The sequence below is a fragment of the Microbacterium sp. LBN7 genome (assembly GCF_045690345.1).
Lineage (GTDB): Bacteria > Actinomycetota > Actinomycetes > Actinomycetales > Microbacteriaceae > Microbacterium.
The window spans coordinates 2,064,963-2,088,211 of the sequence record NZ_CP147856.1 but is presented as its reverse complement, the minus strand read 5'-3'; the positions used below and the strand labels follow the sequence as shown (position 1 = coordinate 2,088,211).

The 23,249-nt window shown below is 69.5% G+C and carries 22 protein-coding genes; 9 read left to right on the top strand and 13 right to left on the bottom strand.

The annotated features are described in order from the left end of the window. Positions 1–80 precede the first annotated feature (80 nt). Complete coding sequence (locus LBN7_RS09975; RefSeq protein ID WP_243408742.1) at positions 81–785, top strand: hypothetical protein; 705 nt, start codon at positions 81–83, stop codon at positions 783–785. Positions 786–865: 80 nt separating this feature from the next. Here LBN7_RS09975 and LBN7_RS09970 read toward each other — a convergent pair whose 3' ends face one another. Further along, positions 866–1,990 (bottom strand): hypothetical protein, encoded by a 1,125-nt coding sequence (locus LBN7_RS09970; protein ID WP_407359527.1) that lies wholly within the window; start codon positions 1,988–1,990, stop codon positions 866–868. Further along, the gene (locus LBN7_RS09965) at positions 1,974–2,567 is read right to left on the bottom strand and encodes an RNA polymerase sigma factor (RefSeq protein WP_341947017.1); all 594 of its coding nucleotides are present in this window, start codon (positions 2,565–2,567) and stop codon (positions 1,974–1,976) included. Before LBN7_RS09965 ends, LBN7_RS09970 begins: the two co-directional genes overlap by 17 nt. A 129-nt stretch (positions 2,568–2,696) precedes the next feature. Between LBN7_RS09965 and LBN7_RS09960 the strand changes: the two genes are divergently transcribed. Further along, positions 2,697–3,344 (top strand): hypothetical protein, encoded by a 648-nt coding sequence (locus LBN7_RS09960; protein WP_133192757.1) that lies wholly within the window; start codon positions 2,697–2,699, stop codon positions 3,342–3,344. A 22-nt stretch (positions 3,345–3,366) separates the two neighbouring features. Here the strand turns inward: LBN7_RS09960 and LBN7_RS09955 are convergent, their stop codons facing one another. From LBN7_RS09955 to LBN7_RS09935, 5 genes are read right to left on the bottom strand one after another with little or no spacing between them, the layout of a single operon-like run. Beyond that, complete coding sequence (locus LBN7_RS09955; RefSeq protein ID WP_341947015.1) at positions 3,367–4,206, bottom strand: ATP-binding cassette domain-containing protein; 840 nt, start codon at positions 4,204–4,206, stop codon at positions 3,367–3,369. After that, positions 4,199–5,059 carry an ABC transporter ATP-binding protein gene (locus LBN7_RS09950; RefSeq protein ID WP_407359526.1) on the bottom strand — a complete coding sequence of 287 codons (861 nt, stop codon included), beginning with the start codon at positions 5,057–5,059 and terminating at the stop codon, positions 4,199–4,201. The genes LBN7_RS09955 and LBN7_RS09950 overlap by 8 nt, the downstream gene beginning before the upstream one ends. Continuing rightward, positions 5,056–5,964, bottom strand: a complete 909-nt coding sequence (locus LBN7_RS09945) for an ABC transporter permease (RefSeq protein WP_116633389.1) — start codon at positions 5,962–5,964, stop codon at positions 5,056–5,058. Before LBN7_RS09945 ends, LBN7_RS09950 begins: the two co-directional genes overlap by 4 nt. Continuing rightward, entirely contained in the window at positions 5,961–7,022 is a 1,062-nt protein-coding gene (locus LBN7_RS09940) for an ABC transporter permease (RefSeq protein WP_116633388.1), read from the bottom strand. Before LBN7_RS09940 ends, LBN7_RS09945 begins: the two co-directional genes overlap by 4 nt. An 11-nt stretch (positions 7,023–7,033) precedes the next feature. Beyond that, complete coding sequence (locus LBN7_RS09935; RefSeq protein ID WP_407359525.1) at positions 7,034–8,620, bottom strand: ABC transporter substrate-binding protein; 1,587 nt, start codon at positions 8,618–8,620, stop codon at positions 7,034–7,036. Positions 8,621–8,771: 151 nt separating this feature from the next. Here LBN7_RS09935 and LBN7_RS09930 point away from each other — a divergent pair, with 151 nt between their 5' ends. Continuing rightward, on the top strand, positions 8,772–9,359 hold the full coding sequence (locus LBN7_RS09930) for an Lrp/AsnC family transcriptional regulator (protein WP_279303198.1): 588 nt from the start codon (positions 8,772–8,774) through the stop codon (positions 9,357–9,359). A 1-nt stretch (position 9,360) separates the two neighbouring features. Here the strand turns inward: LBN7_RS09930 and LBN7_RS09925 are convergent, their stop codons facing one another. Genes LBN7_RS09925 through LBN7_RS09915 form a run of 3 tightly spaced genes read right to left on the bottom strand, consistent with a single transcriptional unit; the run spans position 9,361 to position 11,346 of the window. Beyond that, on the bottom strand, positions 9,361–9,717 hold the full coding sequence (locus tag LBN7_RS09925) for a hypothetical protein (RefSeq protein WP_407359524.1): 357 nt from the start codon (positions 9,715–9,717) through the stop codon (positions 9,361–9,363). 22 nt (positions 9,718–9,739) lie between these two features. After that, the gene (locus LBN7_RS09920; protein WP_116633384.1) at positions 9,740–10,336 is read right to left on the bottom strand and encodes a GNAT family N-acetyltransferase; all 597 of its coding nucleotides are present in this window, start codon (positions 10,334–10,336) and stop codon (positions 9,740–9,742) included. Next, entirely contained in the window at positions 10,333–11,346 is a 1,014-nt protein-coding gene (locus LBN7_RS09915; protein ID WP_407359523.1) for a hypothetical protein, read from the bottom strand. Before LBN7_RS09915 ends, LBN7_RS09920 begins: the two co-directional genes overlap by 4 nt. 71 nt (positions 11,347–11,417) lie before the next feature. On the opposite strand from LBN7_RS09915, the gene LBN7_RS09910 reads away from it, so the two are divergent. Beyond that, positions 11,418–12,404, top strand: coding sequence for a hypothetical protein (locus tag LBN7_RS09910; RefSeq protein WP_407359522.1), 987 nt, complete (start codon positions 11,418–11,420; stop codon positions 12,402–12,404). After that, positions 12,401–13,522 (top strand): hypothetical protein, encoded by a 1,122-nt coding sequence (locus tag LBN7_RS09905; protein WP_407359521.1) that lies wholly within the window; start codon positions 12,401–12,403, stop codon positions 13,520–13,522. Before LBN7_RS09910 ends, LBN7_RS09905 begins: the two co-directional genes overlap by 4 nt. Positions 13,523–13,783: 261 nt before the next feature. Here LBN7_RS09905 and LBN7_RS09900 read toward each other — a convergent pair whose 3' ends face one another. Together LBN7_RS09900 and LBN7_RS09895 are read right to left on the bottom strand one after the other, a co-directional pair. Further along, a complete protein-coding gene (locus LBN7_RS09900) occupies positions 13,784–14,176 on the bottom strand; it encodes a DUF779 domain-containing protein (protein WP_407359520.1) in 393 nt (130 codons plus the stop codon). Positions 14,177–14,258: 82 nt separating this feature from the next. Next, on the bottom strand, positions 14,259–15,809 hold the full coding sequence (locus LBN7_RS09895) for an aldehyde dehydrogenase family protein (protein ID WP_407359519.1): 1,551 nt from the start codon (positions 15,807–15,809) through the stop codon (positions 14,259–14,261). Positions 15,810–16,000: 191 nt separating this feature from the next. On the opposite strand from LBN7_RS09895, the gene LBN7_RS09890 reads away from it, so the two are divergent. Next, positions 16,001–16,867, top strand: coding sequence for an alpha/beta fold hydrolase (locus LBN7_RS09890; RefSeq protein WP_407359518.1), 867 nt, complete (start codon positions 16,001–16,003; stop codon positions 16,865–16,867). Between the two features lie 22 nt (positions 16,868–16,889). Here the strand turns inward: LBN7_RS09890 and LBN7_RS09885 are convergent, their stop codons facing one another. Further along, positions 16,890–18,221 (bottom strand): GAF domain-containing protein, encoded by a 1,332-nt coding sequence (locus LBN7_RS09885; protein WP_341947005.1) that lies wholly within the window; start codon positions 18,219–18,221, stop codon positions 16,890–16,892. A gap of 172 nt (positions 18,222–18,393) precedes the next feature. On the opposite strand from LBN7_RS09885, the gene LBN7_RS09880 reads away from it, so the two are divergent. From LBN7_RS09880 to treY, 3 genes are read left to right on the top strand one after another with little or no spacing between them, the layout of a single operon-like run. After that, positions 18,394–18,696, top strand: a complete 303-nt coding sequence (locus LBN7_RS09880; protein ID WP_116633376.1) for a hypothetical protein — start codon at positions 18,394–18,396, stop codon at positions 18,694–18,696. Further along, a complete protein-coding gene (gene glgX / locus LBN7_RS09875; RefSeq protein ID WP_116633375.1) occupies positions 18,693–20,903 on the top strand; it encodes a glycogen debranching protein GlgX in 2,211 nt (736 codons plus the stop codon). The genes LBN7_RS09880 and glgX overlap by 4 nt, the downstream gene beginning before the upstream one ends. Next, positions 20,900–23,248 carry a malto-oligosyltrehalose synthase gene (gene treY / locus LBN7_RS09870; protein ID WP_407359517.1) on the top strand — a complete coding sequence of 783 codons (2,349 nt, stop codon included), beginning with the start codon at positions 20,900–20,902 and terminating at the stop codon, positions 23,246–23,248. The genes glgX and treY overlap by 4 nt, the downstream gene beginning before the upstream one ends. Position 23,249 lies beyond the last annotated feature (1 nt).

The window sequence follows — 23,249 nt, the reverse complement described above, 5'->3', positions numbered from 1 at the left end:
AGGAGATGCGAAACATTTGGCATGCTGGAAGCCGTGCCTCGATGACCGTCATCGGGGCATACGACCGAAGGGGGGACGCCATGCGCGTCAACAAATTCGGGGTCGGCGTGATTCTCGCCGCCTCGGTCCTGCTCACCGGCTGCGCGGCCGGGGGCTCCGACAAGCCCGCCGATGCGAAGCCCAGCGCGGGAGCTTCGCAGGAAGCCGAAGCCCCGACCTCGGATTGCCCCGAGCTGTCGGATGGCGCGACGGTCGACGGAACGGCCCTCGGCACCTGCATCGCCGACGCCATGTCGGACACCGCCGGATACGCGGCGACGAGCACCGTGATGGGCATGGAGACCCAGGCGAAGTTCAACCCGTCCGAGAAGGCCCTCGAGTCGATCTCGCCCGTCGGATCCGTCATCGCGATCGGCGACGACGTCTGGGTGAAGTCCGGCGATGGAGCATGGCAGGCCGCCGACACCGCGTCGAGCGACCCGATCATCGCCGCGCTCAGCGCCGCCGCCGCCGACGTCTCCGCCCTGGACCCCGCCGCGGCCGCAGCAGCGATCACGGGTGACTTCACGGTCACCGGCACCGGCGAGCGGCTCGGCCAGAAGGTCTTCCTCCTCAGCGGCACCGTCGAGCAGCAGGGCACCGAGGTTCAGGTCGTGTACGAGGTCACCGCCGACTACATCAACCTCGCGTCGACCAGCACCGCCTCGCTCGAGGGCCAGTCGGTCGAGGTCACGATGGAGATCACCGAGTGGGACGTGAAGCAGGACATCGTCGCACCGGTCTGATCCGGAGCTGAGAACAGGCGGGCCGAGGCTGATGCCTCGGCCCGCCGTGTTTCTGGGCGCGCGACGGTGCAGAGCAGCCGTCAGCCCTCGCTGTTGATCGCGGGGGGCGCGTCGACGATCTCGTGCGTGAAGCGTCGGATGGTCGTCGGCGCTCCGTCCTCGACGAGCGGACTCGTGCCTACCGGCACGTCCTGGCCGGCATCGTACGCCTCGGTCAGATGCTGAGACACTTCCAGCAGCTGATCGGTCTCCGTGTCGAAGACGAGTCGACGCAGAGCCCGGTCGTCATCGAGGCGGACAGTGGTGACGGTTCCCACCACCGACTCGATGTGCAGGCCGTCCGAGAGTGCGATCACACCGAGGAGCACCGCGCGGTAGGCGGCCGAGGCGGTGGCGATGTCGCCGGTGACCAGGCTCTCGAAGACCACGGCGATGGCCTTCTCCTCGGTGGTCCCGGCGGGGAGCTCCGCCAGGACGTCGTCGAGGAACTCCTGCGGCTCGGTCGCGAACGTGCCCCAGTCGTCGATTCGAGAGTCGTCGTGGTCGTCGATCACCTGCCACTCCGAGAGATCGTTGCTCCACAGACGCGCATGCGCGACACCATCCATCTGGAACACCGCCGACGGGCGAGGAGTTTCGATGACCTCATCCCAGAGCCCATAGGTCGAGCCGTAGTAGGAGTTCCACGCGTCCTCTACGGCCTGGACGTCGCCGTTCGCCCCGACAGGCTGATACTCGCTCGTCTCCAGGATCGGCGGGACCTCGGGGTCGGACGAGAGGAAGGTCGACGTGATCCACCTCGTCGTCAGAACGCCGGTCGCGTCCTGCAGCACATAGGAGAAGGGTTCCGCCTCCGTCGGCCCGTGGAAGCCCATGACCTGCTCGAACGTCTCGGTCGTCTTCAGGTACTTGCCGGCCGGTATCTCGGACGCCCGGAGCTGTGCGGCAGCACTCAGGACGATCGTCTCCGCTGCCGACGCCGGAGGCGCGACGACAGCGCCGACGGTGAACGTGCCCGCAACGACCGCTGCCACCGCGGAGACGCCGAGGACGCCACCTGCTGTGCCGAATGCGATTCCGAGACCACGGCGACGTCGCCGGCGCCCCTCGCCGGCCATCGCCCGATGAAGCGAGTTCCGCGCACCGACGATGCCGGCGGAGGGGTCTTCCACTCCGAGTTCGCGAACGCTATCCAAGATGTCCATATCCGACCTCCGATGAGTGCAGTGCGTTGATTGATGTCCGGTCGGCCGCGCGCGCCGGCGCGAGCAGCCGACGGACGCGATTGAGGCGCGACTTCACGGTTCCCACCGGAACGCCGAGAGCCTGCGCCGTCTCCTCATAGCTCAGATCCCCCCAGGCGAAGAGGAAGAGGGTGTCGCGGTCCTTCTTCGCCAGTGCCGCGACCCGAGGAGCCAGCTCCCGGAGCGCCGCACTCGCGTCGAGACGGTCCGACAGACCGTCGGAGTCGTCGGGGAGCGCTCGCTCGGGTTGCTGCGCGATCAGGCTCCGCAGCTGCTTGGCCTCGCTCGCGCGGTGTCGGTGGATGACCCGGGTCGCGATGCCGAGCAGCCACGGGCGCGCGGAATCGACGCGGAGATCGAAGCTCGCGCGCCGGCGGAACGCCACGAGGAACGTCTCGCTGAGCACGTCTTCCGCGACATCCGGTCCGACCCGTCGAGAAGCGAAGCCCGCCACGGCGCGGGCGTGCCTCTCGAACAGCTCGCCGAACGCGGCCGCCTCGTGTCTCGATCGTCGAACGATCTCGCTATCAGTAGTCACATCAGATATTCCTCGGCCCGCGCGATCAGGTTCACGCGCCGTCAGCATAGGCCTCCGTCGAGGCGAGGCGGCGCGACAGGAAGGCGCGGCTAGGTTATGAGCATGCGACGACATCGCGCTCCTCTAGTGGTGGTCATTCTGCTGGCAGCGTTGGGTACCTCTGGCTGCATCCAATGGGGCGAGTACGCGATGGGTTCGGAGTGCGAGAGCTTCTCGCAAGAGGTCGAAGAAGCTGTAGACGCCGCCTACGGCGACGCGCCTCAGATCGACAGAATGTGGGCCGGCGAGGCCGAGGTCTGGTGCAGTTTCGACGTGCTCACCGGTCAAGACCTCGCGGTCGACGATCAGACGCGAGTCGATCTGCGAAGCACGCTGCAGGCGCTTCTCGAGGAGACCTTCAGCAGCGGCGTGGAAGTCACGGTCGTCTACGCGGCGGACCAGGACTTCATCCTGTTGGACACTCGGGAGAGCGTCGCTCGAGCGGAATGCACGACGATTTCCCAGCAGGTCGAGAGCCTCGTGGTCGAACTCTACGGTGACGAGGCTTATGTCTTCACCGTCCGAGCGCCGGCGGCCTCACCCGGCGACGCCGAGTGCAGCTTCGACGTGCTCACACAACAGGACATGCCTGCAGGTGAACCCGCACGACTGGAAGCCAGTCGAGCAGTTCAGGCCGTGCTCCCGCCCGATGTCGAAGCCAACCTCGTGTACGCGGACGGCCGCGACCGGGTACTCGATTCTGGTGTGACGACGGAGCTGGCGCCCAGCGATCCGTGAGCCCCGGCCGCCGGTTCCCGCCTCAGTTCAGGACGGGCGGGATCTCCGACCACACCTCGCGGTCGCCCACCGACGGCGCTGCCGGGATGCGTCCGGCGCCGTCGGGCTCCGGGATCGCGGCGAGCAGCGCGCGGGTGTACGGATGCTGCGGCGCCGACCACACCTGATCGGTCGGACCCGACTCCAGCACGCGGCCGGCGAACATCACGAAGGTGCGGTCGGCGATGCGTCGCACCACGGCGAGGTCGTGCGAGATGAAGAGCATCCCCGCTCCGGCCTCTGCCACGAGGTCCCGCATGAGGCCGGCCACGCTGGTCTGCGTCGAGGCGTCGAGCGCCGAGATCGGCTCGTCGGCGACGAGCAGCGAGGGACGCGCCGCGAGCGCACGGGCGATCGCGATGCGCTGCTTCTGCCCGCCGGAGAACTGATGCGGGAACCGCGAGGCGACGTCGGCGGGGAGGCCGACCCGCTCCAGCCACTCGGCCACGGTCGATCCCTCGGCGCCACGAGCGCGAGCGGTCGCGATGCCGTCGGCGATCTGGTCGCCGACGCGGCGACGCGGATTCAGCGAGGTCGAGGGATCCTGGAACACCATCTGGATGCCGGTCAGCGCGGTCGACCGACGGCGGATGCCGAGCGGCGACACGGGGGCGTCGCGGAAGAGCACGGTTCCCGCCGCGGTCTTCTCGATGCCGACGACGGCACGCGCGAGGCTCGACTTGCCGCTGCCGGACTCGCCGACGAGCGCCACGGTCTCGCCGGGCGCGACCTGGAGCGACACCCCGTTCACCGCGATCACGGGCGGGTTGCCCGGGTAGCGCACGACCACGTCCTGCGCGTCGAGGACGGCGACCTCACTCATCTGCATCCCCTTCACCCGTGATCTCGGCATCCGCTCGCTCGACGAGCTCGGCATCCGCGATCTTCGATCCGGGGAGCGCCGCGAGCAGCGTGCGCGTGTACTCGTGCTGGGGGTCGCGGAACAGCGTCTCCCGGTCGGCGAGCTCGACGACCCGGCCGTCCTTCATCACCGCGACCTCATCGGCGATCGCGCTCATGACGCCGAGGTCGTGCGTGACGAGCAGCACCGCGAGGTTCCGCTCGATCGCGAGGTCGCGCAGCAGCTGCAGGATCCCGGCCTGCACGGTGACGTCGAGTGCTGTGGTGGGCTCGTCGGCCAGCAGCACCTCGGGGTCGCATGCCAGGGCGCAGGCGATCGCGATGCGCTGACGCTGTCCGCCGGAGAACTGGTGCGGGTAGCGCCCCAGCGCCTCGGTCGGATTCGGCACCTGCACGGTCTCGAGCAGCTTGATCGCTCGCGCTCGCGCCGCCGCACCCTTGAGCCCGAGGTGCACGCGCATGTGGTCGGTGAGCTGCCGACCGACCGGCAGCTGCGGGTGCAGTGATGCCGACGGGTCCTGGAAGACCATGGCGATGCGCTTGCCTCGCACGCGGTTGAGCGCGCGGCGGCCGAGGCCGACCAGCTCCTCCCCCGCCAGGGTGATCGATCCGCCGGTGCGCGCCTGTCGCGGCAGGAGCCCGAGCACGGCGAGCGAGGTCAGGGTCTTGCCTGATCCCGATTCGCCGGCGAGGCCGTGGATGCGTCCGGGCAGCAGCTCGAGCGAGACGCCGCGCACGAGCGGACGGCCGATGTCGATCGTGAGATCGCGGATGCTGAGCGTCGCGTTCCGGGCCTCGACGGTGCGGGCGGTCATGCGGACACCCCCGCCGAGGCCTTGTGCTCGGCCTGCTTCTCGTGCGTGACCTCGGCGGTCGGGTCGAGCACGTCGCGCATCGCGTCTCCGAGGAAGTTGAACGCCAGCACGACCGTGAGGATCGCGAGGCCGGGGAAGACGCCGAGCCACCAGGCGTCGAAGTTCTGCATCGCGCCCGAGATCATGGAGCCCCACTCCGCCGTGGGCGGCTGGGCGCCGAGGCCGAGGAAGGAGAGTCCGGACAGGAGCAGGATCGCCGCGCCGATGTCGAGCGTCGCGAGCACCAGGACGGGGCCGGCGATGTTCGGGAGGATGTCGACGAAAAGCGTGCGCAGCGGGGAGTGCCCCAGGAGGCGACCGGCGATCACGTAGTTCTGACCGCGCAGGCTGAGCACGATGCTGCGCGTGACGCGCGAGTACTGCGGCCACGAGACGACGATCGCCGCGATCACCGCGTTGAACAGGGACGGGCCGAGGGATGCCGCGACGACCATCGCGAGGATAACCGTCGGGAACGCCATGAACAGGTCGGTGATGCGCATGAGGGTCTCATCGAGCCATCCGCCGAAGTATCCGGCGAGCGCGCCGATCACGGTGCCGATGATCATCGCGGCGATCACGAGCATGAGTGCGAGCGGGAGGCTCACGGTCGCGCCCGTCATGAGCCGCGAGAAGATGTCGCGGCCGTTGCCGTCGGTGCCGAGGAGGGTGTCGATGCCCGGGGGCTGCAGACGCGGCAGCACCTGGGCGTTCGGACCGAAGGGCACCCACCACTGCGCCGTGAAGGCGACGATGATCCAGGCACCTGCGATGACCGTGCCGATGATGCCGAGCGGCGTGCGCCAGGCGCGGGGCCAGCGGAAGCGGAAGCGCCCGGCCGGGGATGCGGCGGCGATGCGGCTCATGCGATCCTCACTCTCGGGTCCAGGACGCCGTAGAGGAGATCGACGACGAAGTTGATGAGGAGGTAGATGACGCCGACCACGAGACCGACGCCCATGATGCCGGGGAGGTCGAGGTTGGCCGCCGAGTTGTAGGCGTAGGTGCCGAGGCCCGGCCAGGCGAACACCGACTCGACGAGGACCGTTCCGGAGAGCAGTGAGCCGAAGGCGACGCCGACGATCGTGAGGATCGGCAGCGAGGCCCCGCGCAGCACGTAGTCGAGGATGACGCGCATGGCCGGAAGGCCCTTGGCCCGTGCGGCGCGCACGTAGTCGCTGCCCAGGACCTCGAGCACCGAGGTGCGGATGAAGCGGGTCAGCAGACCGATCGTGACGAGCGACAGCACCAGCACCGGGAGGGCGAGGTGGGCGAGTGCATCGAAGAAGCCGACGCCGTCGCCGTTCAGGAGGTAGTCGACGGTGTAGAGGCCCGTGATCCGCGGCGGCGGGGTGATCGAGGGCGAGATGCGCCCCGACCCCGGCGCGATGCGCAGCTCGAGGAAGAACACGTAGAAGCTGACGAGCGCCAGCCAGAAGGTCGGCACGCTCAGTCCGACGAGCGTCACGACGCGGATGACCTGGTCGGTCACGAGGCCGCGGCGGTAGGCCGCGAGGGTGCCGAGCACGATGCTGACCGCGAGGCTCAGGATGATCGCGCCGATCGCGATCTCGATCGTCGCCGGCACCGCGGTGGCGAGGTCGCTGGTGACCGGGCGACCGGTCACCAGCGACGTGCCGAGGTCCCCGCGGAGCAGGTTCCCCATATAGATGAAGTACTGCACGAACAGCGGCTGGTCGAGTCCGTTGGCCTTGATGAAGGCCTCGCGAGTCGCCGGGTTCTGCGACGCGCCCTCACCGAGCGCCGCCGAGACCGGGTCTCCCGGCACCAGGTTGGTGAGCGCGAACGTGACGATCGTCACGCCCACCAGCAGGAGCAGGGAGGTTCCGGCCCGCCGCAGCAGGTACCCGACCAGAGGCGATCTGCGCCGCTGCGCCTGCCTCTGCACCGCCACCGTCGTCATGGGGATCCCGCTCAGCCGGCCGGGGTGATCTCGGCGATGTCCATCTCCCAGACGGAGTTGTACACGGCACCGGCCACGTCGCCCGCGGTCGCGATGTTGCGGCCGGGGACGATCAGCGGGACGAACGGGCCCTCGGCCTGCATCGCCTCGGCGAACGAGGTGAAGGCGTCGGCACGCACAGCCTCATCGGTCGCGCTGGCGGCACCCGCGGCGATCCCGGCGATCTCCGGGTTGGCCTCGGCGGCCCAGCCGGCGCGCAGGCCGACCTTGAGACCCGGAGCGAAGGGGAGGAAGTTCGCGGAGTCCGCGTAGTCCGGGCCCCAGAACCAGAGGCCGAAGCCCTCGGTGCCGTTCACGTAGGCGTCGAGCTCGGTGGCGAACGGTGCGGGAGCGAGTTCGACCGTGATGCCGGCCTCCTCGAGCTGCGCCTGGATGCGCTCGGCGAGCGGCGTGAACTCCACGCCGCCGACCGGGTAGTCGTTCGGGAACTGCAGCTTCAGCGTCTGACCCGTGTAGCCGGCCTCGGCGAGCGCGGCCTTGGCCTTGTCGAGGTCCTGCTCCACGCCGGAGTCGAGAGCGCCCTCGAATCCGGGCGGGATGACGCCGGTCGCCTGGACCGCGCCGGCGCCCGCCAGCTCGAGCAGGGCGTCGTAGTCGAGCGAGTACCGGATCGCCTCGGCGATCTTCACGTTCGCGAGCTCACCGGCGACGGCATCCGACTGGTTGAGCAGCAGGAAGATCGTCTGGCCCGAGGGAACGGACTCGACCGTGAGGTCGTCGCCGAGACCGGCGACCTGGTCGCCGTTCAGGTCCATCGCGACCATCGAGTCGCCGCCCTTGAGGTTGGCGAGCTGCGTGGCGCTCTCCGAGACGTTGCGGACGACGACGCGGGAGTAGGCCGACTCCTCGTCGCCGTTGTACTCGTCGTTCTTCGTCAGCACGACCTGCGAGCTGAGGTCGAGGGTGTCGAGCACGAAGGGCCCGGAGCCGGCGGACTCGCCGTCGAGGAAGCCCTGTGCCGTGTCGGCGCCGTCGGTGGTGCCGCCGTTCTCGATCACGACGTCGGAGTTGACGATGCCGAGCGCCGGGTTCGCGAGGATCGCGGGCAGCTGCAGGAGCGGGGTCTCGGAGACGAACGAGATCGTCTTGTCGTCGACCTCGGTGATGGTGAGGCCGCCGAGGAGGAAGTTCGGCTTCGCCTCGGTCATGCCCTGGATGCGCTGCAGCGTGAAGACGACGTCCTTCGCCTCGATCGGCGAGCCGTCGGAGAAGACGCGGTCGCCCTCGAGCGTGAAGGTGAACTCCGTCGCGGCGTCGTTCTGCTCCCAGGAGGCGAGGCCGGGGACGGGGGTGGAGACATCCGAGCCCTCGAAGTCGACGAGGGTCTCGTACAGGGCCTTCGCGATCATGTTGCCGGTCGGGTCGTAGGTGTGCCCCGGGTCGGCGGTCTCGATCGAGAACGCGGTGTCGATGACGAGCGAATCCGAGCCCGAGGACTGGTCGCCGTTGTTGGCGGAGTTACCTCCGGAGCAACCGGCGAGCGCGAGGAGCGCGACCGTTCCGATCGCGATGACTGACGTGCTGCGACGTGACGACATGAGAGCCTCCAGAGGCGAGGAGTACATTCGGGTGTGGTCGACCCAGATGTGGACGACCGGTGATCAGATTCGCATCATATGCGACGATGTGTCCAGCAAGGGTGGGTCGCACCGACACGCTCTGTCCAGAACGTCCCTCGTGAGGAGCAATATGTCCAGCAAGGATGCGGAACAGTCGAAGCATTCTGGACGAAGTGCCGCCCCATTGGACGAGACCGCGTACAGAATCCTCGATGTGCTCCGTGATAACGGTCGCGTCTCGATCGCCGCACTCGCCGACAAGGTGGGCATCTCGAGGGCGAATGCGTACACGCGGGTCGAGTCGCTCGTGCACGACGGGGTCATCACCGGGTTCAGCGCCCGGGTCGATCAGGCCAAGGCCGGACTCTCGATCGGCGCCCTCGTGTTCGTCACGGTCCTCCCCCAGGCCTGGGCGTCGTTCCGCGACCGCGTGCTCGAGATGCCCGATGTCGAGTGGTGCGCGATCACGACGGGCGAGCACGATGCGATGCTGCTGATCCGGGCCGTCGACGTCAGCGGTGTGCACGAGTTCTCCACCGGAGTGATCGCGCAGCTGCCCGAGGTGCGCACGGTCGTCAGCGTCGTCGTGCTCGACGAGGTGATCCGGCGGCCGTACCTGCTGCCTGCGGATCTGCCCGAGCGCAGCCTGGAGGTGCCGCTCGGGATGACCCGCTGGACCCCGGCCTCACCCGGCCGCGACGCGCTGCCCCCGCGCTAGGTCAGTCCGCGATCTCCTCGCACACGCTGAGCTGCGGGAGCCCGTGCATCTCGTAGTGCTCGACGAGGCGGATGCGGCCGTCGTCGGTGAGCTCCAGCTCGCTCTCGCCGTCTCCTGTCACGACGCTGCCGTCCGCGACGAGGACGTGCACGAAGGACACCCAGATGGTGTCGCCCGTGCGGGTTCCGACGAACTTGCCGAACGTGACCGTGTCGCCCTCATACCCGCCCCAGATCGCTCCGTCGCGCTCGAAGTACTCGAAGACGCTCGGCGCATCGGGGTCGACGGCCGAGGTCGTCGACGACACCATCCGGAATTGGCGGCCGTCGAGGGAAGGGAGCGTCGCAGTGGCAGTCACCCCTCGATTATGGGGGATGCCGTCAGGCCGAGGCCGCGCCGCTCCTCCCGCGCCACTCGTCTTCGAGCTGCGCGTAGACGAGCATCGTGGTCCATTCGCCCTTGAACCACTCGCTCTCGACGAGCCGTGCCTCGCGGCGGAATCCGAGCCGTTCGACGACGCCGACGGACGGCGTGTTCCGGTCGTCGATCCGCGCCGCGATGCGATGCAGGCCCAGTCCGTCGAACCCCAGGGCCAGCAGCGCATCGACCGCCTCGGTGGCATATCCACGACCGGCGAACCGGGGGTCGAAGATGTAGCCGACCTCTCCCGCGCGATCCGTCTCGCTGCGCCAGAACAGCACGACGTCGCCGAGCAGGGCGCCGGTCTCCTGCTCCTCGACGGCCAGGCAGACCGCGTCGCCCGGTTCGGCGAAGCGCGTGCGCGACCAGGTGGTCCCGATGCGCTCTTCGACCTCGGCGAGCGACAGCGGCTCGTACGGCACGTAGCGCACGGCATCCGGATCCGACTTGTAGACGTGCATCGCCGCGGCGTCGCCGGGCGCGATCGGTCGAAGCAGCAGCCGTTCGGTGCGCACCGGATAGTCGGGCGCGAGTCCTCGCGCTGTCTCCGCGGTCACTCGAGGTCCAGGGACAGGAGGCCGGGCAGATGCGCGGTCTGCGCCCGCACCGCCTGGAGGAGTTCGGCGTAGTCCGGGGTGATCGCGACGCGCGACGACGAGAGCAGATGGGTGCTGCGCGCGCCGCCCGCACGTTCGAACCGGATCCGTCGGACGGGGTACGCCGGTGGCGTCATCCAGATGCGGGTGAGCTGCGCGTACGGCTGATCGGCATCGTCGAGGCGGATGCCGTGCGGACTCACCGTCACGCGCTCGGGGATCCCGCGCGCGACACGGCGACGCTGCAGCGCACCGATCGTGAAGCCGATCCCGGCGACGGCGGCCATCGGGACGATCAGCACCAGTGCCGACGCCTCGCTCTCGAGGAAGCCGGGCACGGCGGCGAGGAGGCCGAAGCCGAGCGCGACGGCGAAGAAGGCGACAGCGCCGATCGTGAGCCGTGCGGCCAGCCGACGCTCCCCGGTGGCGTCGATCGTGAACGTCGTGGGCAGGTGGGCGCGTGCGCGAGCGGCCTCGACCGGGTCGGCGACGGGAGGCGGCGCGATCGGGTTGAGCTCGGCCATGAGCTCGCTGAATGTCGCCCTCGTGAACCCGGGCAGCTCGATGGTGATCTCCCGGTCGCCGCTGTACACCACGAGCGCCCGTGTCGTGCCGCTGGGCAGGCCGTTCGTGCGGTGTTCGGTGACCTTCGATCGGAAGGCGGTCGTGGCCCGCGGGAACGCCTCGCGGTTTCCCGCGCGACCGATCTCGACGCTGTCGGGACGCACGACGACCCGGATGTTCCGGAACCAGAAGGCACCGACGAAGACCGCCGCGGTCAGGGCGATCGCCACCACGAGCACGATGGTCCCGCGGGTCGAGATGTTCATCGTCCGCGGGAGGAACCGTGGGAGGAGGAAGAGCGTCGCCGCCGACAGCGCCGCGGCGAGCAGCACGGCGCCGAGGAGGATGCGCAGCGGATGCCGCCGGAAGACGCGCTCACCCGGAGCGACCTGAACCTGATTCACCATGCGGGATCTCCCCCGAGATCGTGGACTGTCAGCAGCACGCCTCTTACCGTAACGCCGGGTACCGTGGTCGCATGGAGTGGATCGCAGACACGAGCATCGGAGCATGGCTCCGCGAGCGCCTCGACGACGCCCACTCGACCATGCACGGCGTCGTCCCGCACGGCTTCCCCGCATATGCCCGGGTCTTCCATCCCGCGATCGTGCGGTCGCTGCAGGATCGCCCCGTGCCGTCGCCCGTCGAGTGGGAGGGCCTCCCGGATGCCGAGCGGCAGCGCCTCCTCGAGCAGTTCGTCGACGAGCCCGCGACGTGGGCCGAGACCGCCGCGGCCTTCGGCACGACCCTGCATCCCTTCGCGCAGTGGCGGCGGATCGTCCGCACCCCCGACGGCGGGGACTGGCGCGCCCGCATCTCCCCCGACGGCCGCGAGTTCAGCGCACCGATCGAGGGCGAGCTCGGCGCCGAGATGCTCGCCGCGATCGCCGGGCACCTCGTCGCTCACACGAGCACGCCGGATGCCGGATTCGCCGCGCTCTGGGAGGGCTACGGCGGTCTGCTCGGCTTCTTCGGAGAGACGCCGTCGCAGACGTTCCTCCCCTTCACCGACGATCCGAACCACCAGGCGATGCTGAACCGCAGCACGCGGGATCCGTTCAACAACGTCTTCCGCAAGCCCACCTGGCAGGACGGCATCCTCTCGCGCGAGGTCTCCGAGGGACCGCGTCTCTCGCTGCCCGACCGCGACCATGTGCTGTTCTCCGCGCCGCCGCGCCTGTTCGCCGACTCGGGGTGGGTGCGAGAGGTGCCGTGGCGCGACCCTTCGACAGGCTCAGGGACCGCGGGCGAAGGGGACGGCTTCCCGCCCTCTGCCCTGAGCCCCAGCATCCTCTGGCCGGAGGACCGCGCGTGGGTGATGGTGTCGGAGATCGACTTCGACTCGACGATCGTCGCGGGTCCGGACGCCCTGATCCGCGAGATCTGCGCCTACGACCGTCTCGAAGCGGCGCAGATCCCCGAGGGCACCGACCTGACCTGGGACGCCGACCGGGTGAACCGATGACAGCGCCGCAGCCCCCGATCACGTTCGACGCCCGACCGCTCACCGATCCGGTCGATGCCGCGGCCGTCCGGGCGTTCACCGCCGAGCTGCGGGCGCGGCAGTCGACGACCGTCTCGACGTCGACCATCATCGGCATCGTGGCCGTGTCGGTCGCCGGCGTCGTGGTGCTGCCGATCTTCGTGACGATCATCCTCAGCCTGGCGTCGGCGAGCGGGTTGCCCGGGATCGCGGCGGTCCCCCTGGTGCTCATCGGCCTGGTGCTGATCGCGGTGGTCCTGATGATCTGGCTCGGCGTGCGCAACGGGCAGGCGACGCGGTACCGGCTGAGCCGCTTCGCCCAGGCGAACGGCATGTCGTACGAGGCGAGGATCGCCGATCCCCCGCTGCCCGGCATGATCTTCAGCCTCGGCCGCTCCCGTCAGTCGACCGACCTCGTCCGCGGCACGCACCCCCGTTTCGTCGAGTTCGGCAACTACCAGTACACGGTGCAGTCGGGGAAGAACTCGACGACCTATCGCTGGGGATACGTGGCCGTGAAGCTCGACGTGCCGCTGCCGAACATCGTGCTCGACGCGAACGGCAACAACAGCTTCGGATCGAACCTGCCCGCGTCGTTCCAGAAGGAGCAGCGCCTCTCGCTCGAGGGCGACTTCGACCGCTATTTCACGCTGTACTGCCCCACGGGATACGAGCGCGACGCGCTCTATCTGTTCACGCCCGACATCATGGCGAGGTTCATCGACAACGCCGCCCAGCTCGATGTCGAGATCGTGGACGACTGGCTGTTCCTCTACACGCAGCGCAAGGTGTCGACGCTCGACCCCGCCACCTGGGCGTGGTTGTTCGGTGCGGTCGGCGCGCTGCTGACGAAGTTCGATCAGTGGGCGCGATGGCGTGACGAGCGCCTGCTCGCCGAGAGCGCGGGTCCCGCGGCGACGGCATCCGTCCCTGCTCCGGCGATGAGCGCGCCGCTGCCGTTCGCCCCGCCGGTCGGCCTTCTCACGCCTCCGCCGGGCGTCGCGCCGCAGGGACGCCGGCTGAAGCGCAGCACGACATGGCTGCCGATCGTGGTCGTGATCGGGTTCGCCCTCTTCTGGTTCTGGAGCCGGCTGAACTGAGGCGGCCGGACGCACCGGAGACACGGAGGGGGAGTGTGGGGGTGGGTGTCGGCTGGGGACCGAACTCCCACCCCATCCCCCCTCGGGATCGAAAGAAGATCGACTCTCCCTCCGCATGACGGCTTGCGCCGTCCGCGCCCGCGGTCAGCTGGGGACTGACGCTGCTCGGCGCATACGTGAATGGTATACCGGCGGAGGTTGCAACCGGTTGCGTCCATGCACCCGCATGCGGTCTGCGGATCACGCGTGTCTCTTCCGGCATCAGGGGGTGAGGCCGAAGTACTCCAGCTCCGCCTCGTTCAGCATGCGCGATCGGATGAGGAACCGCATGCCCGTGGGCCCCTCGACGCTGAAGCCGGCACCGCGTCCGGGCACCACATCGATCGTCAGGTGCGTGTACTTCCAGTACTCGAACTGCGATTCCGACATGAACACCTCGACCGGGCCCTCGAGTCCGACGTCGAGGGCACCGAGGAGGACGTCGCCCGGTCCCGTGATGAACATGCCGACGGGGTAGCACATGGGCGACGAGCCGTCGCAGCATCCGCCGGACTGATGGAACATCAGCGGACCGTGCTGCGCGCTGAGCTCGCGCACGAGGGATGCCGCGGCACCCGTCACGTCCACCCGCTGGTACGTGCCGATGGTGACCATGTCCGTGCCTTTCGAGGTCGGTCGTTGAGCGAGCGGAGCGAGACGAAACGCCCCGCTCGCTCAGCGGCCCATCGGATCGAGCTCAGAAGAAGCCCATCGGGCCTTCCGCGTACGAGACGAGGAGGTTCTTCGTCTGCTGGTAGTGGTCGAGCATCATCTTGTGGTTCTCGCGTCCCACGCCCGACTGCTTGTATCCGCCGAACGCGGCGTGCGCCGGGTACTGGTGGTAGGTGTTCGTCCAGACGCGGCCCGCCTCGATCGCGCGGCCGGCGCGATAGGCGGTGTCTCCGCTGCGGCTCCAGACACCGGCGCCCAGACCGTAGAGGGTGTCGTTGGCGATCGAGATCGCATCGTCGAAGTCGTCGAACGAGGTGACCGACAGCACGGGCCCGAAGATCTCCTCCTGGAAGATGCGCATGTCGTTCGTGCCCTCGAACACGGTCGGCGCGACGTAGTAGCCCTCGCTGAGATCGCCGCCGAGATCGACACGCTCGCCGCCGGTGAGCAGACGCGCGCCGCCCTGCTTCCCGATGTCGATGTAGCTGAGGATCTTCTCCAGCTGGTCGTTCGACGCCTGCGCGCCGATCATTGTCGCCGGGTCCAGCGGGTTGCCCTGCACGACCTTCTTCACCCGCTCCAGGCCGTCGGAGAGGAAGCCGTCGTAGATCGACCGCTGGATGAGCGCGCGTGACGGGCAGGTGCAGACCTCGCCCTGGTTCAGCGCGAACATCGTGAACCCCTCGAGCGCCTTGTCGTAGAAGGGGTCGGCGGTCGAGCGCGCGACGTCTTCGAAGAAGACGTTCGGGCTCTTGCCTCCGAGTTCGAGCGTCACCGGGATGAGGTTCTGCGAGGCGTACTGCATGATCAGGCGGCCGGTGGTGGTCTCGCCGGTGAAGGCGACCTTGCGGATGCGCTTGTGCTGCGCGAGCGGGGCGCCCGCCTCGATCCCGAACCCGTTGACGATGTTCACGACGCCGGCCGGAAGCAGGTCGCCGATGATGTCGAAGAGGAAGAGGAGGGATGCCGGAGTCTGCTCGGCCGGCTTGATGACGACGCAGTTGCCCGCGGCGAGCGCAGGTGCGAGCTTCCACACCGCCATGAGGATCGGGAAGTTCCAGGGGATGATCTGGCCGACCACGCCGAGTGGCTCGTGGAAGTGGTACGCCACGGTGTTCTCGTCGAGCTGGCTGATGCCGCCCTCCTGCGCCCGCAGCACTCCGGCGAAGTAGCGGAAGTGGTCGACCGCGAGCGGGATGTCGGCGGCGAGGGTCTCGCGCACCGGCTTGCCGTTCTCCCAGGTCTCGGCGACGGCGATCTCCTCGAGGTGCTGCTCGATGCGGTCGGCGATCCTGTTCAGGATCACGGAGCGCTCGGCCGGGCTGGTCTTGCCCCAGCTCGCGAACGCCTTCCAGGCGACATCGACCGCGCGGTCGATGTCCTCGCTCGTGCCGCGGCCGACCTCGGTGAAGGGCTTGCCGTTGACCGGGCTGACGTTCTCGAAGTACTGGCCCTTGACGGGATCGACGAACTCGCCGCCGATGTAGTGGCCGTAGCGGGCACGGTAGTTCGCGAGGGCGCCCGGTCGTCCCGGGGCCGCGTAGGCGGTGGACACGTCTTCTTCGACGATGGTCATCGTGACTCCTTCGACGGGCCGCGCTTCGGTGCGGCGGCTGTTGTCACGAAGCTACGTCGCAGGACGTTGCACCCCGGTGCGCAACGTTGCAGGGGGTTGCAGTTCCCTCCGACTCCGGCAGGGACCCTGGTGCGCCGCTGCTCCGACGACATAGCATCCTGGGAGATCGCCCGCGATGGAGGAGGCCCTCAATGACGCAGCACACGCTCGAGCTCCCGGATGTCGACCTGGTCTACGACGTCCACGGCCCTCTCCCGGCGACAGACGCTCATCCCCCGCTGCTGATGATCGGCCAGCCCATGGACGCGAGCGGCTTCCGCGACCAGGTGAGGCTGTTCGAGGACCGGACGGTCATCACCTACGATCCTCGTGGTCTGGGCCGGAGCATCCGCAAGGACGGCGGGGTGACGAACGAGCCCGAGACCCAGGCAGAGGACCTCCACGCTCTCATCGAGGCGCTCGGTGCCGGCCCCGTTGACCTGTTCGCGAGCAGCGGCGGGGCGGTGGCCGCCCTGGCCCTCGTCACGGCGTACCCGCACGATGTCGTGACCCTGGTCGCCCACGAACCGCCGATCGACAGCGTGCTGCCGGATGCCGAAGCCGTCCAGCGAGCGCGCGCGGCGTACACCCAGGTGTATCAGGACAAGGGCTGGGGAGCCGGGATGGCCGCGTTCATCGCGATGACCTCGTGGGAGGGCGAGGTCACGGACGAGTACTTCGCGCAGCCGGCGCCGGACCCGGCGGCGTTCGGGATGCCGACCGAGGACGACGGCACCAGGGAGGATCCGCTGCTGTCGAAGCGATCCTGGGCGGTGTGCCTGTACGAGCCGGACATCGAGGCGCTGAAGGCGGCGCCGACCCGGGTCGTCATCGCGGTGGGCGAGGAGTCGAAGAAGGTCTACACCGGCCGCACCGCGATCGCGTTGGCGGAGCAGCTCGGCCAGGAGGCGACGGTCTTCCCGAGCCACCACGGCGGCTTCCTGGGCGGCGAGTTCGGCTACGCCGGTCAGCCCGAGGCCTTCGCCGTCAGGCTCCGCGAAGTGCTCGACCAGGGCTGAGGCCGCGAGGCCCCGACGGCGGTCAGCCGCGGTCGAGGCGCTCGATCCGGGCGACCAGCGCTGCGCGCTTCGGCGAGCGCGCCGGGAGCATCTCGAGCGCGAGCCGCAGCGCCTCGGCGTCGCCCTGCCCTTCGGGGATCTCGGCGTAGGCCAGCAGCACGTCGAGGCTGGCCTCCGAGAGCATGACCTCGCGGAGCGCGCCGCGAACGGACTCGCGGAACTCCTCCACGCCGGGCGACGTCGACTCGGGGAGCACGGGACCGCGATACGCGGTGAGCGCGACCCGGTGCGCGCCGCGGTCGAGCAGCGAGAGCACGTCGTGCGCGTCGGTCTCGAGCGCCACCGGCAGTCGATACGGCCGCGACTCCGGCACCAGATCGGGGGCCGTGCGCTCGAGCACCTTGCGCAGGCGCACCATCTCGGGTCGCAGGGTGTCGGGAGAGACGCCGGGGCCGTACACGAGCTCGCAGAGCCGCTCGGCGGAGAGGCCCTGGCGGTGCACGGCGAGCATGAGCAGGATGGCCGCGTGCCGGGCGCTGAGCTCGATCATCGACTCGTCGTGCTCGGATTCGGTCTCCAGCCGTGCGCGATCCCTTCCCAGCACGTGCAGCGTCGCCCTGGCGGTCTTCAGCGTGCGGGCTCTCACCGGCGTCGGACGCTGCCGGGCGGTCTCGCTGCGCTCCCGGAGGCGAGTGACCATCAGCTCGGATTCGACGGCGCGCGCCGTGGCGTCGACGAGCAGGCGCGCCTGCGGGGAGACGACCTCGGGGCCGCCCGTGATGTCGATCACGCCGAGCACGCGCTGCGTCTCGGGGTCGCGCACCGGAGCGGCCGTGCACGACCACGGATGCACGAGGCGGTTGTAGTGCTCGGCTCCGCGGATCTGCACCGACTGCCCGAGCGCGAGCGCGGTTCCGGGGGCGCTCGTGCCGACGGCATCCTCCGACCAGTTCGCGCCCGCCACGAACCCCATGTCGTCGGTGAGCGACCGCAGCTGCCGGTCGCCCTCGATCCAGAGCAGCCGTCCCGCCTTGTCGCCGATCGCGATGATGACGCCCGAGTCCTCCTCGGTGTCCGGCAGCAGCAGGGCGCGGATCATGTCCATCGCCGAGGCGAGCGGATGCGCGAGCCGGTAGTCCTCGAGCTCCTCGGTGTGCAGGTCGAGAGGCGGCGGGCCTTCCGGCCCCACCCTCCCCCGCCAGGATCTCTCCCAGGACTCCCGCACGAGGGGGCGCACCTCCTGCAGCCGCCGATCGTCGAGGTTCCCCGCCAGCATCTCCTCGTGAGCGCGCTCGATGAGCAGTCGCGATGCGTGGGGCAGCGCATCGCGCGAGACCTGCCACGGTGCAGACACAGCGTTCTCCGATCGTCGAAGATGGTGCGTTTTCCTCAGTGTAGGAGCCGGATGCCGCGGGCGAAACCGGTATATCGGTGTGTCCGTAGCGGGTTCCCGGCCTCCTGGCAATGCCGTTCTCAGAATCGCCGAGCCCTTCTACCGTGAGGAACATCCCGAGTCAGGAGGTCTCATGTCCGTCAGAACCCCCGTCCCCTCCGGCTCCGAAGTGCGCGCCGCGCACGAGCCGGTCCCGTCGAACGAGCAGCAGCGCCCGGCGACGCCCACGGCCGAGCTGTTCGACTTCGACCGCTACGTCGTGAGCCAGGACGGCCCCATCGGCTACGTCGAGGTCGTCTCCCCCGTCTTCGTCTGCTACCTGGGCCACCCCTATGCGCTGGCAGAGGAGATCGCGCAGGTTCTCGACTTCGACCGCGCGGTGCAGATCGTCGCAGAGCGGGCCGCCACGTCGCGGCGGCCTAAGCTCGCCCCATGAGTCACGAGATCTGGCCTGGATCGGCATACCCCCTCGGAGCGACCTTCGACGGACAGGGAACGAACTTCGCGCTGTTCAGCGAGGGCGCGGAGAAAGTGGAGCTGTGCCTCTTCGACGACGACGGCGGCGAGCAGCGTGTGACGCTCACCGAGGTCGACGCCTTCGTCTGGCACGGCTACCTCCCCTCGGTGCAGCCGGGGCAGCTCTACGGGTACCGGGTGCACGGTCCCTTCGCCCCCGCCGAGGGCAAGCGCTTCAACCCGAACAAGCTCCTCCTCGACCCGTACGCCAAGGCCGTCTCCGGCCGGATCGAATGGGGACAGGCCCCCTTCGGATACGACTTCGGCGACCCCGATTCCCGGAATGACGACGACTCGGCGGCATCCATGGTGAAGGGCGTCGTCATCAACCCGTTCTTCGAGTGGGCCGGCGACCGCCTGCCGAAGACGCCCTACGCGCAGACCGTCATCTACGAGGCGCACGTCAAGGGGCTGACCGTCCGGCACCCCGACGTGCCGGAGGAGCTCCGCGGCACCTACGCCGGCATCGCGCACCCCGCGGTCATCGAGCACCTCGGCCGCCTCGGCGTGACCGCACTCGAGCTCATGCCGGTGCATCAGTTCGTCGACGACTCGGTCCTCGAGGACAAGGGGCTGTCGAACTACTGGGGCTACAACACGCTCGGCTTCTTCGCGCCGCACAGCGGCTACTCGTCCAGCGGCGAGCACGGGCAGCAGGTGCAGGAGTTCCGCGCCATGGTCCGCGCCCTGCACGCCGCCGGGATCGAGGTCATCCTCGACGTCGTCTACAACCACACGGCCGAGGGCAACCACCTGGGCCCGACCCTCTCGATGCGCGGCATCGACAACGAGGCGTACTACCGCCTCGAGAAGGACAAGCGCTACTACACGGACTACACGGGCACGGGGAACAGCCTCAACGCGGGCAGCCCGCACGCGTTGCAGCTCCTGATGGACTCGCTCCGCTACTGGGTGACGGAGATGCACGTCGACGGCTTCCGCTTCGACCTCGCCTCGACGCTGGCGCGCGAGTTCTACGACGTGGACCGCCTGTCGACGTTCTTCGAGCTCGTGCAGCAGGATCCGGTGGTCTCGCAGGTCAAGCTCATCGCGGAGCCGTGGGACGTCGGCCCCGGCGGATACCAGGTCGGCAACTTCCCGCCCCAGTGGACGGAGTGGAACGGCAAGTACCGCGACACCGTCCGGGACTTCTGGCGCGGAGAGCCGCAGGCTCTCGGCGAGTTCGCGTCGCGCCTGACCGGTTCGGCCGACCTCTACGAGCACTCGGGGCGCCGCCCGGTCGCGTCGATCAACTTCGTCACCGCGCACGACGGCTTCACCCTGCGCGACCTCGTCTCGTACAACGAGAAGCACAACGAGGCCAACGGCGAGAGCAACAACGACGGCGAGAGCCACAACCGCTCCGACAACATGGGCGTCGAGGGTCCGACGGACGACGAGGCCGTGAACCGTCGACGGGCCCGCCAGCAGCGCAACTTCCTCGCCACGCTGCTGCTGTCCCAGGGCGTGCCGATGATCTCGCACGGCGACGAGCTCGGACGCACCCAGCGGGGCAACAACAACGGCTACGCCCAGGACAACGAGACGACCTGGATCGACTGGGAGTCGGCCGATCTTCCTCTCGTCGAGTTCACGGCCGCCGTCGCCCGCCTCCGCCGCCGGCATCCGACGTTCCGGCGCAGCCGGTTCTTCAACGGCCGTCCGGTGGAACTCGACGACGAGCGCATCGCCGACGTGGTCTGGCTGCGTCCCGACGGCAGCCCGATGGCGCCCGCCGACTGGGACTCCGGCTTCGGCCGCCTGGTGGGCATGTTCCTCAACGGCCAGGGCATCCGCGAGAAGGATCTGCGCGGCCGGGCGGTCACCGACGTCAACTTCATCGTCTACTTCAACAGCGGCGACGAGCCCGTCGACATCGTGCTCCCGGACGAGCGCCACGGCGAGCACTGGCACGTGGCCGTCGACACGGCCGGCGAGATGGCGGACGGATCGGACCATGCGGCCGGCACGCAGCTGACGATCGAGGCGAAGGCACTCCTCGTGCTGCAGGAGGTCGACGGTCCGGAGCCGTCGACGGACGACTCGGTGGACGCGTCCCTCCGGATGCAGAACGATCAGGCGGACGGCGTGGCACCCGCGCCGAGAGCGGAGCAGGCGACCTCATGACACAGCGGCCCCTCTCGACGTATCGACTGCAGATCAGTGATCGGTTCCCGCTCGACGATGCGGCCGCCGTCACCGAGTACCTCGCCGATCTCGGCGCGGGCTGGGCATATCTGTCGCCGCTGCTCGCCGCGGTGCCGGGGTCGAACCACGGGTACGACGTCGTCGACCACTCCCGCGTCGACCCGGATCGCGGCGGGGCCGAGGGGCTGGAGCGCTTCGCCGCCGCCGCCCGCGCCGCAGGGCTCGGCATCCTGGTCGACATCGTGCCGAACCACGTCGGCGTCGCGAAGCCGCGGCTGAACAGCTGGTGGTGGGATGTGCTGCGATTCGGACGCGCATCGCGGCACGCGGTCGCGTTCGACATCGACTGGCCTGCTGGAGGCGGGAGGCTGCTCCTGCCGATCCTGGGCGCCGCGCCCGACGAAGTCGTCGCGAACGGCGAGCTCGTGGTCGACGCCTCCCCCGCCGACGACGCACCGGACGGCACCCTGACGTACTACGACCACGTGCTGCCGCTGGCCCCGGGGTCGGGAGAGCACGCCGACGACCTCCCCGCGCTCCTCGCCGCCCAGCACTACGAGCTGCGGTTCTGGCAGGACCAGAACACCGCGCTCAACTACCGGCGCTTCTTCGCGGTGGTCGAGCTCGCCGGCATCCGGGTGGAGCTGCCCGACGTGTTCGCGGAGTCCCACCGAGAGATCGTGCGGTGGGTGCGCGACGGCCTCGCCGACGGCATCCGCGTGGATCACCCCGACGGACTGGCGGATCCGGGTCGCTACCTCGAGCAGCTGGCGGATGCCACGGGCGGGGTGTACACGCTGGTCGAGAAGATCCTCGAGCCGGGCGAGCCCCTGCCGTCCTGGTGGCGCACCGACGGGACCACCGGGTACGACGCGCTCGCGGAGCTCGACCGGGTGCTCGTCGACCGCGACGGGGTCGAGGCGCTCGATCGGCTCGATGCACGCCTCCGCGCGGAGACCGGGTTGCCCGAGGCGCAGCCGTGGCCGGACCTCATCCACACCACCAAGCGGATGATCGCCGACGAGCTGCTCGCTTCGGAGGTGCATCGCCTGGTCCGCACGCTCCCGCGCGGCGTCGTGCACGCGGAGGATGCTCTCGCCGAGCTGCTCGCCTGCTTCCCGGTCTACCGCTCGTACCTGCCCGACGGCATCGCGCACCTGCAGCATGCGTTCGCGGGGGCCCGACGGCGGCGCCCGGATCTCGCGGAGGCGTTCGACGAGCTGGAGCCGCTGCTCGCGGATCCGTCACTGGAGGTCGCGCAGCGCTTCCCGCAGACGAGCGGGGCGGTCATGGCGAAGGGAGTGGAGGACACGGCCTTCTACCGGTGCACGCGTCTGGGGACGCTGACCGAGGTCGGTGCCGATCCGTCGATCACCGCGCTGTCGGTCGATGACTTCCACGAGGCGCAGGCGGCTCGTCTGGCCGCGTGGCCGCATTCGATGACGACGCTCTCGACGCACGACACGAAGCGCTCGGAGGATGTGCGGGCCAGGCTCACGGTGCTGTCCGAGATCCCCGAGCGCTGGGCCGAGGTGCTCGACGAGCTGCGCGCGGTCGCCGGCACCGGGCATGGTCCGCTCGACGCCCTGATCTGGCAGGCCGCCGTCGGCGCCTGGCCGCTCTCGTCGGAGCGGCTCCTGGAGTACGCCACGAAGGCCGCGCGCGAGGCGTCGGAGTCGACCGCATGGCAGCATCCGGATGCCGCCTTCGAGGAAGGTCTCGCTGTGATCGCGCGGTCGGTCGAGGGCGGCGCCCGCGGAATCCTCGATCGCTTCGTCGCCGAGATCACGGATGCCGGGCGCTCGAACTCGCTGTCCGCCAAGCTGCTGCAGCTCACCGGCCCCGGGGTCCCCGACGTCTATCAGGGCAGCGAGCTGTGGGACCTGTCGCTCGTCGACCCGGACAACCGCCGCCCGGTCGACTTCGCCGCTCGGGCACGACTGCTGAAGGAGGTCGACGCCGACGCGGCGCGCGGCATCCTTCCTCCGGTCGACGACTCGGGCAGGGCGAAGCTGCTCGTCACGTCGCGCGCCCTGCGCCTGCGTCGCGACAACCCCGAGCTCTTCCGCGTCTATCGCTCCGCGGTGATCGAGGGCGCCGCCGCCGAGCACGGCGTCGCCGTCCATCGCGGAGGTGTGACCGCGGTGGCGACGCGCCTCCCGGTCGGGCTGGCCCGGCGCGGCGGCTGGGGCGACACCGTCCTGATGCGCGCCGACGTCCCGGGGACGGACGTGCTGACCGGGCGACGGATCGAGCAGGGACCCGTACGTCTCGCAGACCTCCTGGCGACGTACCCGGTGGCGTTGATCGAGGACGCCCGGTGAT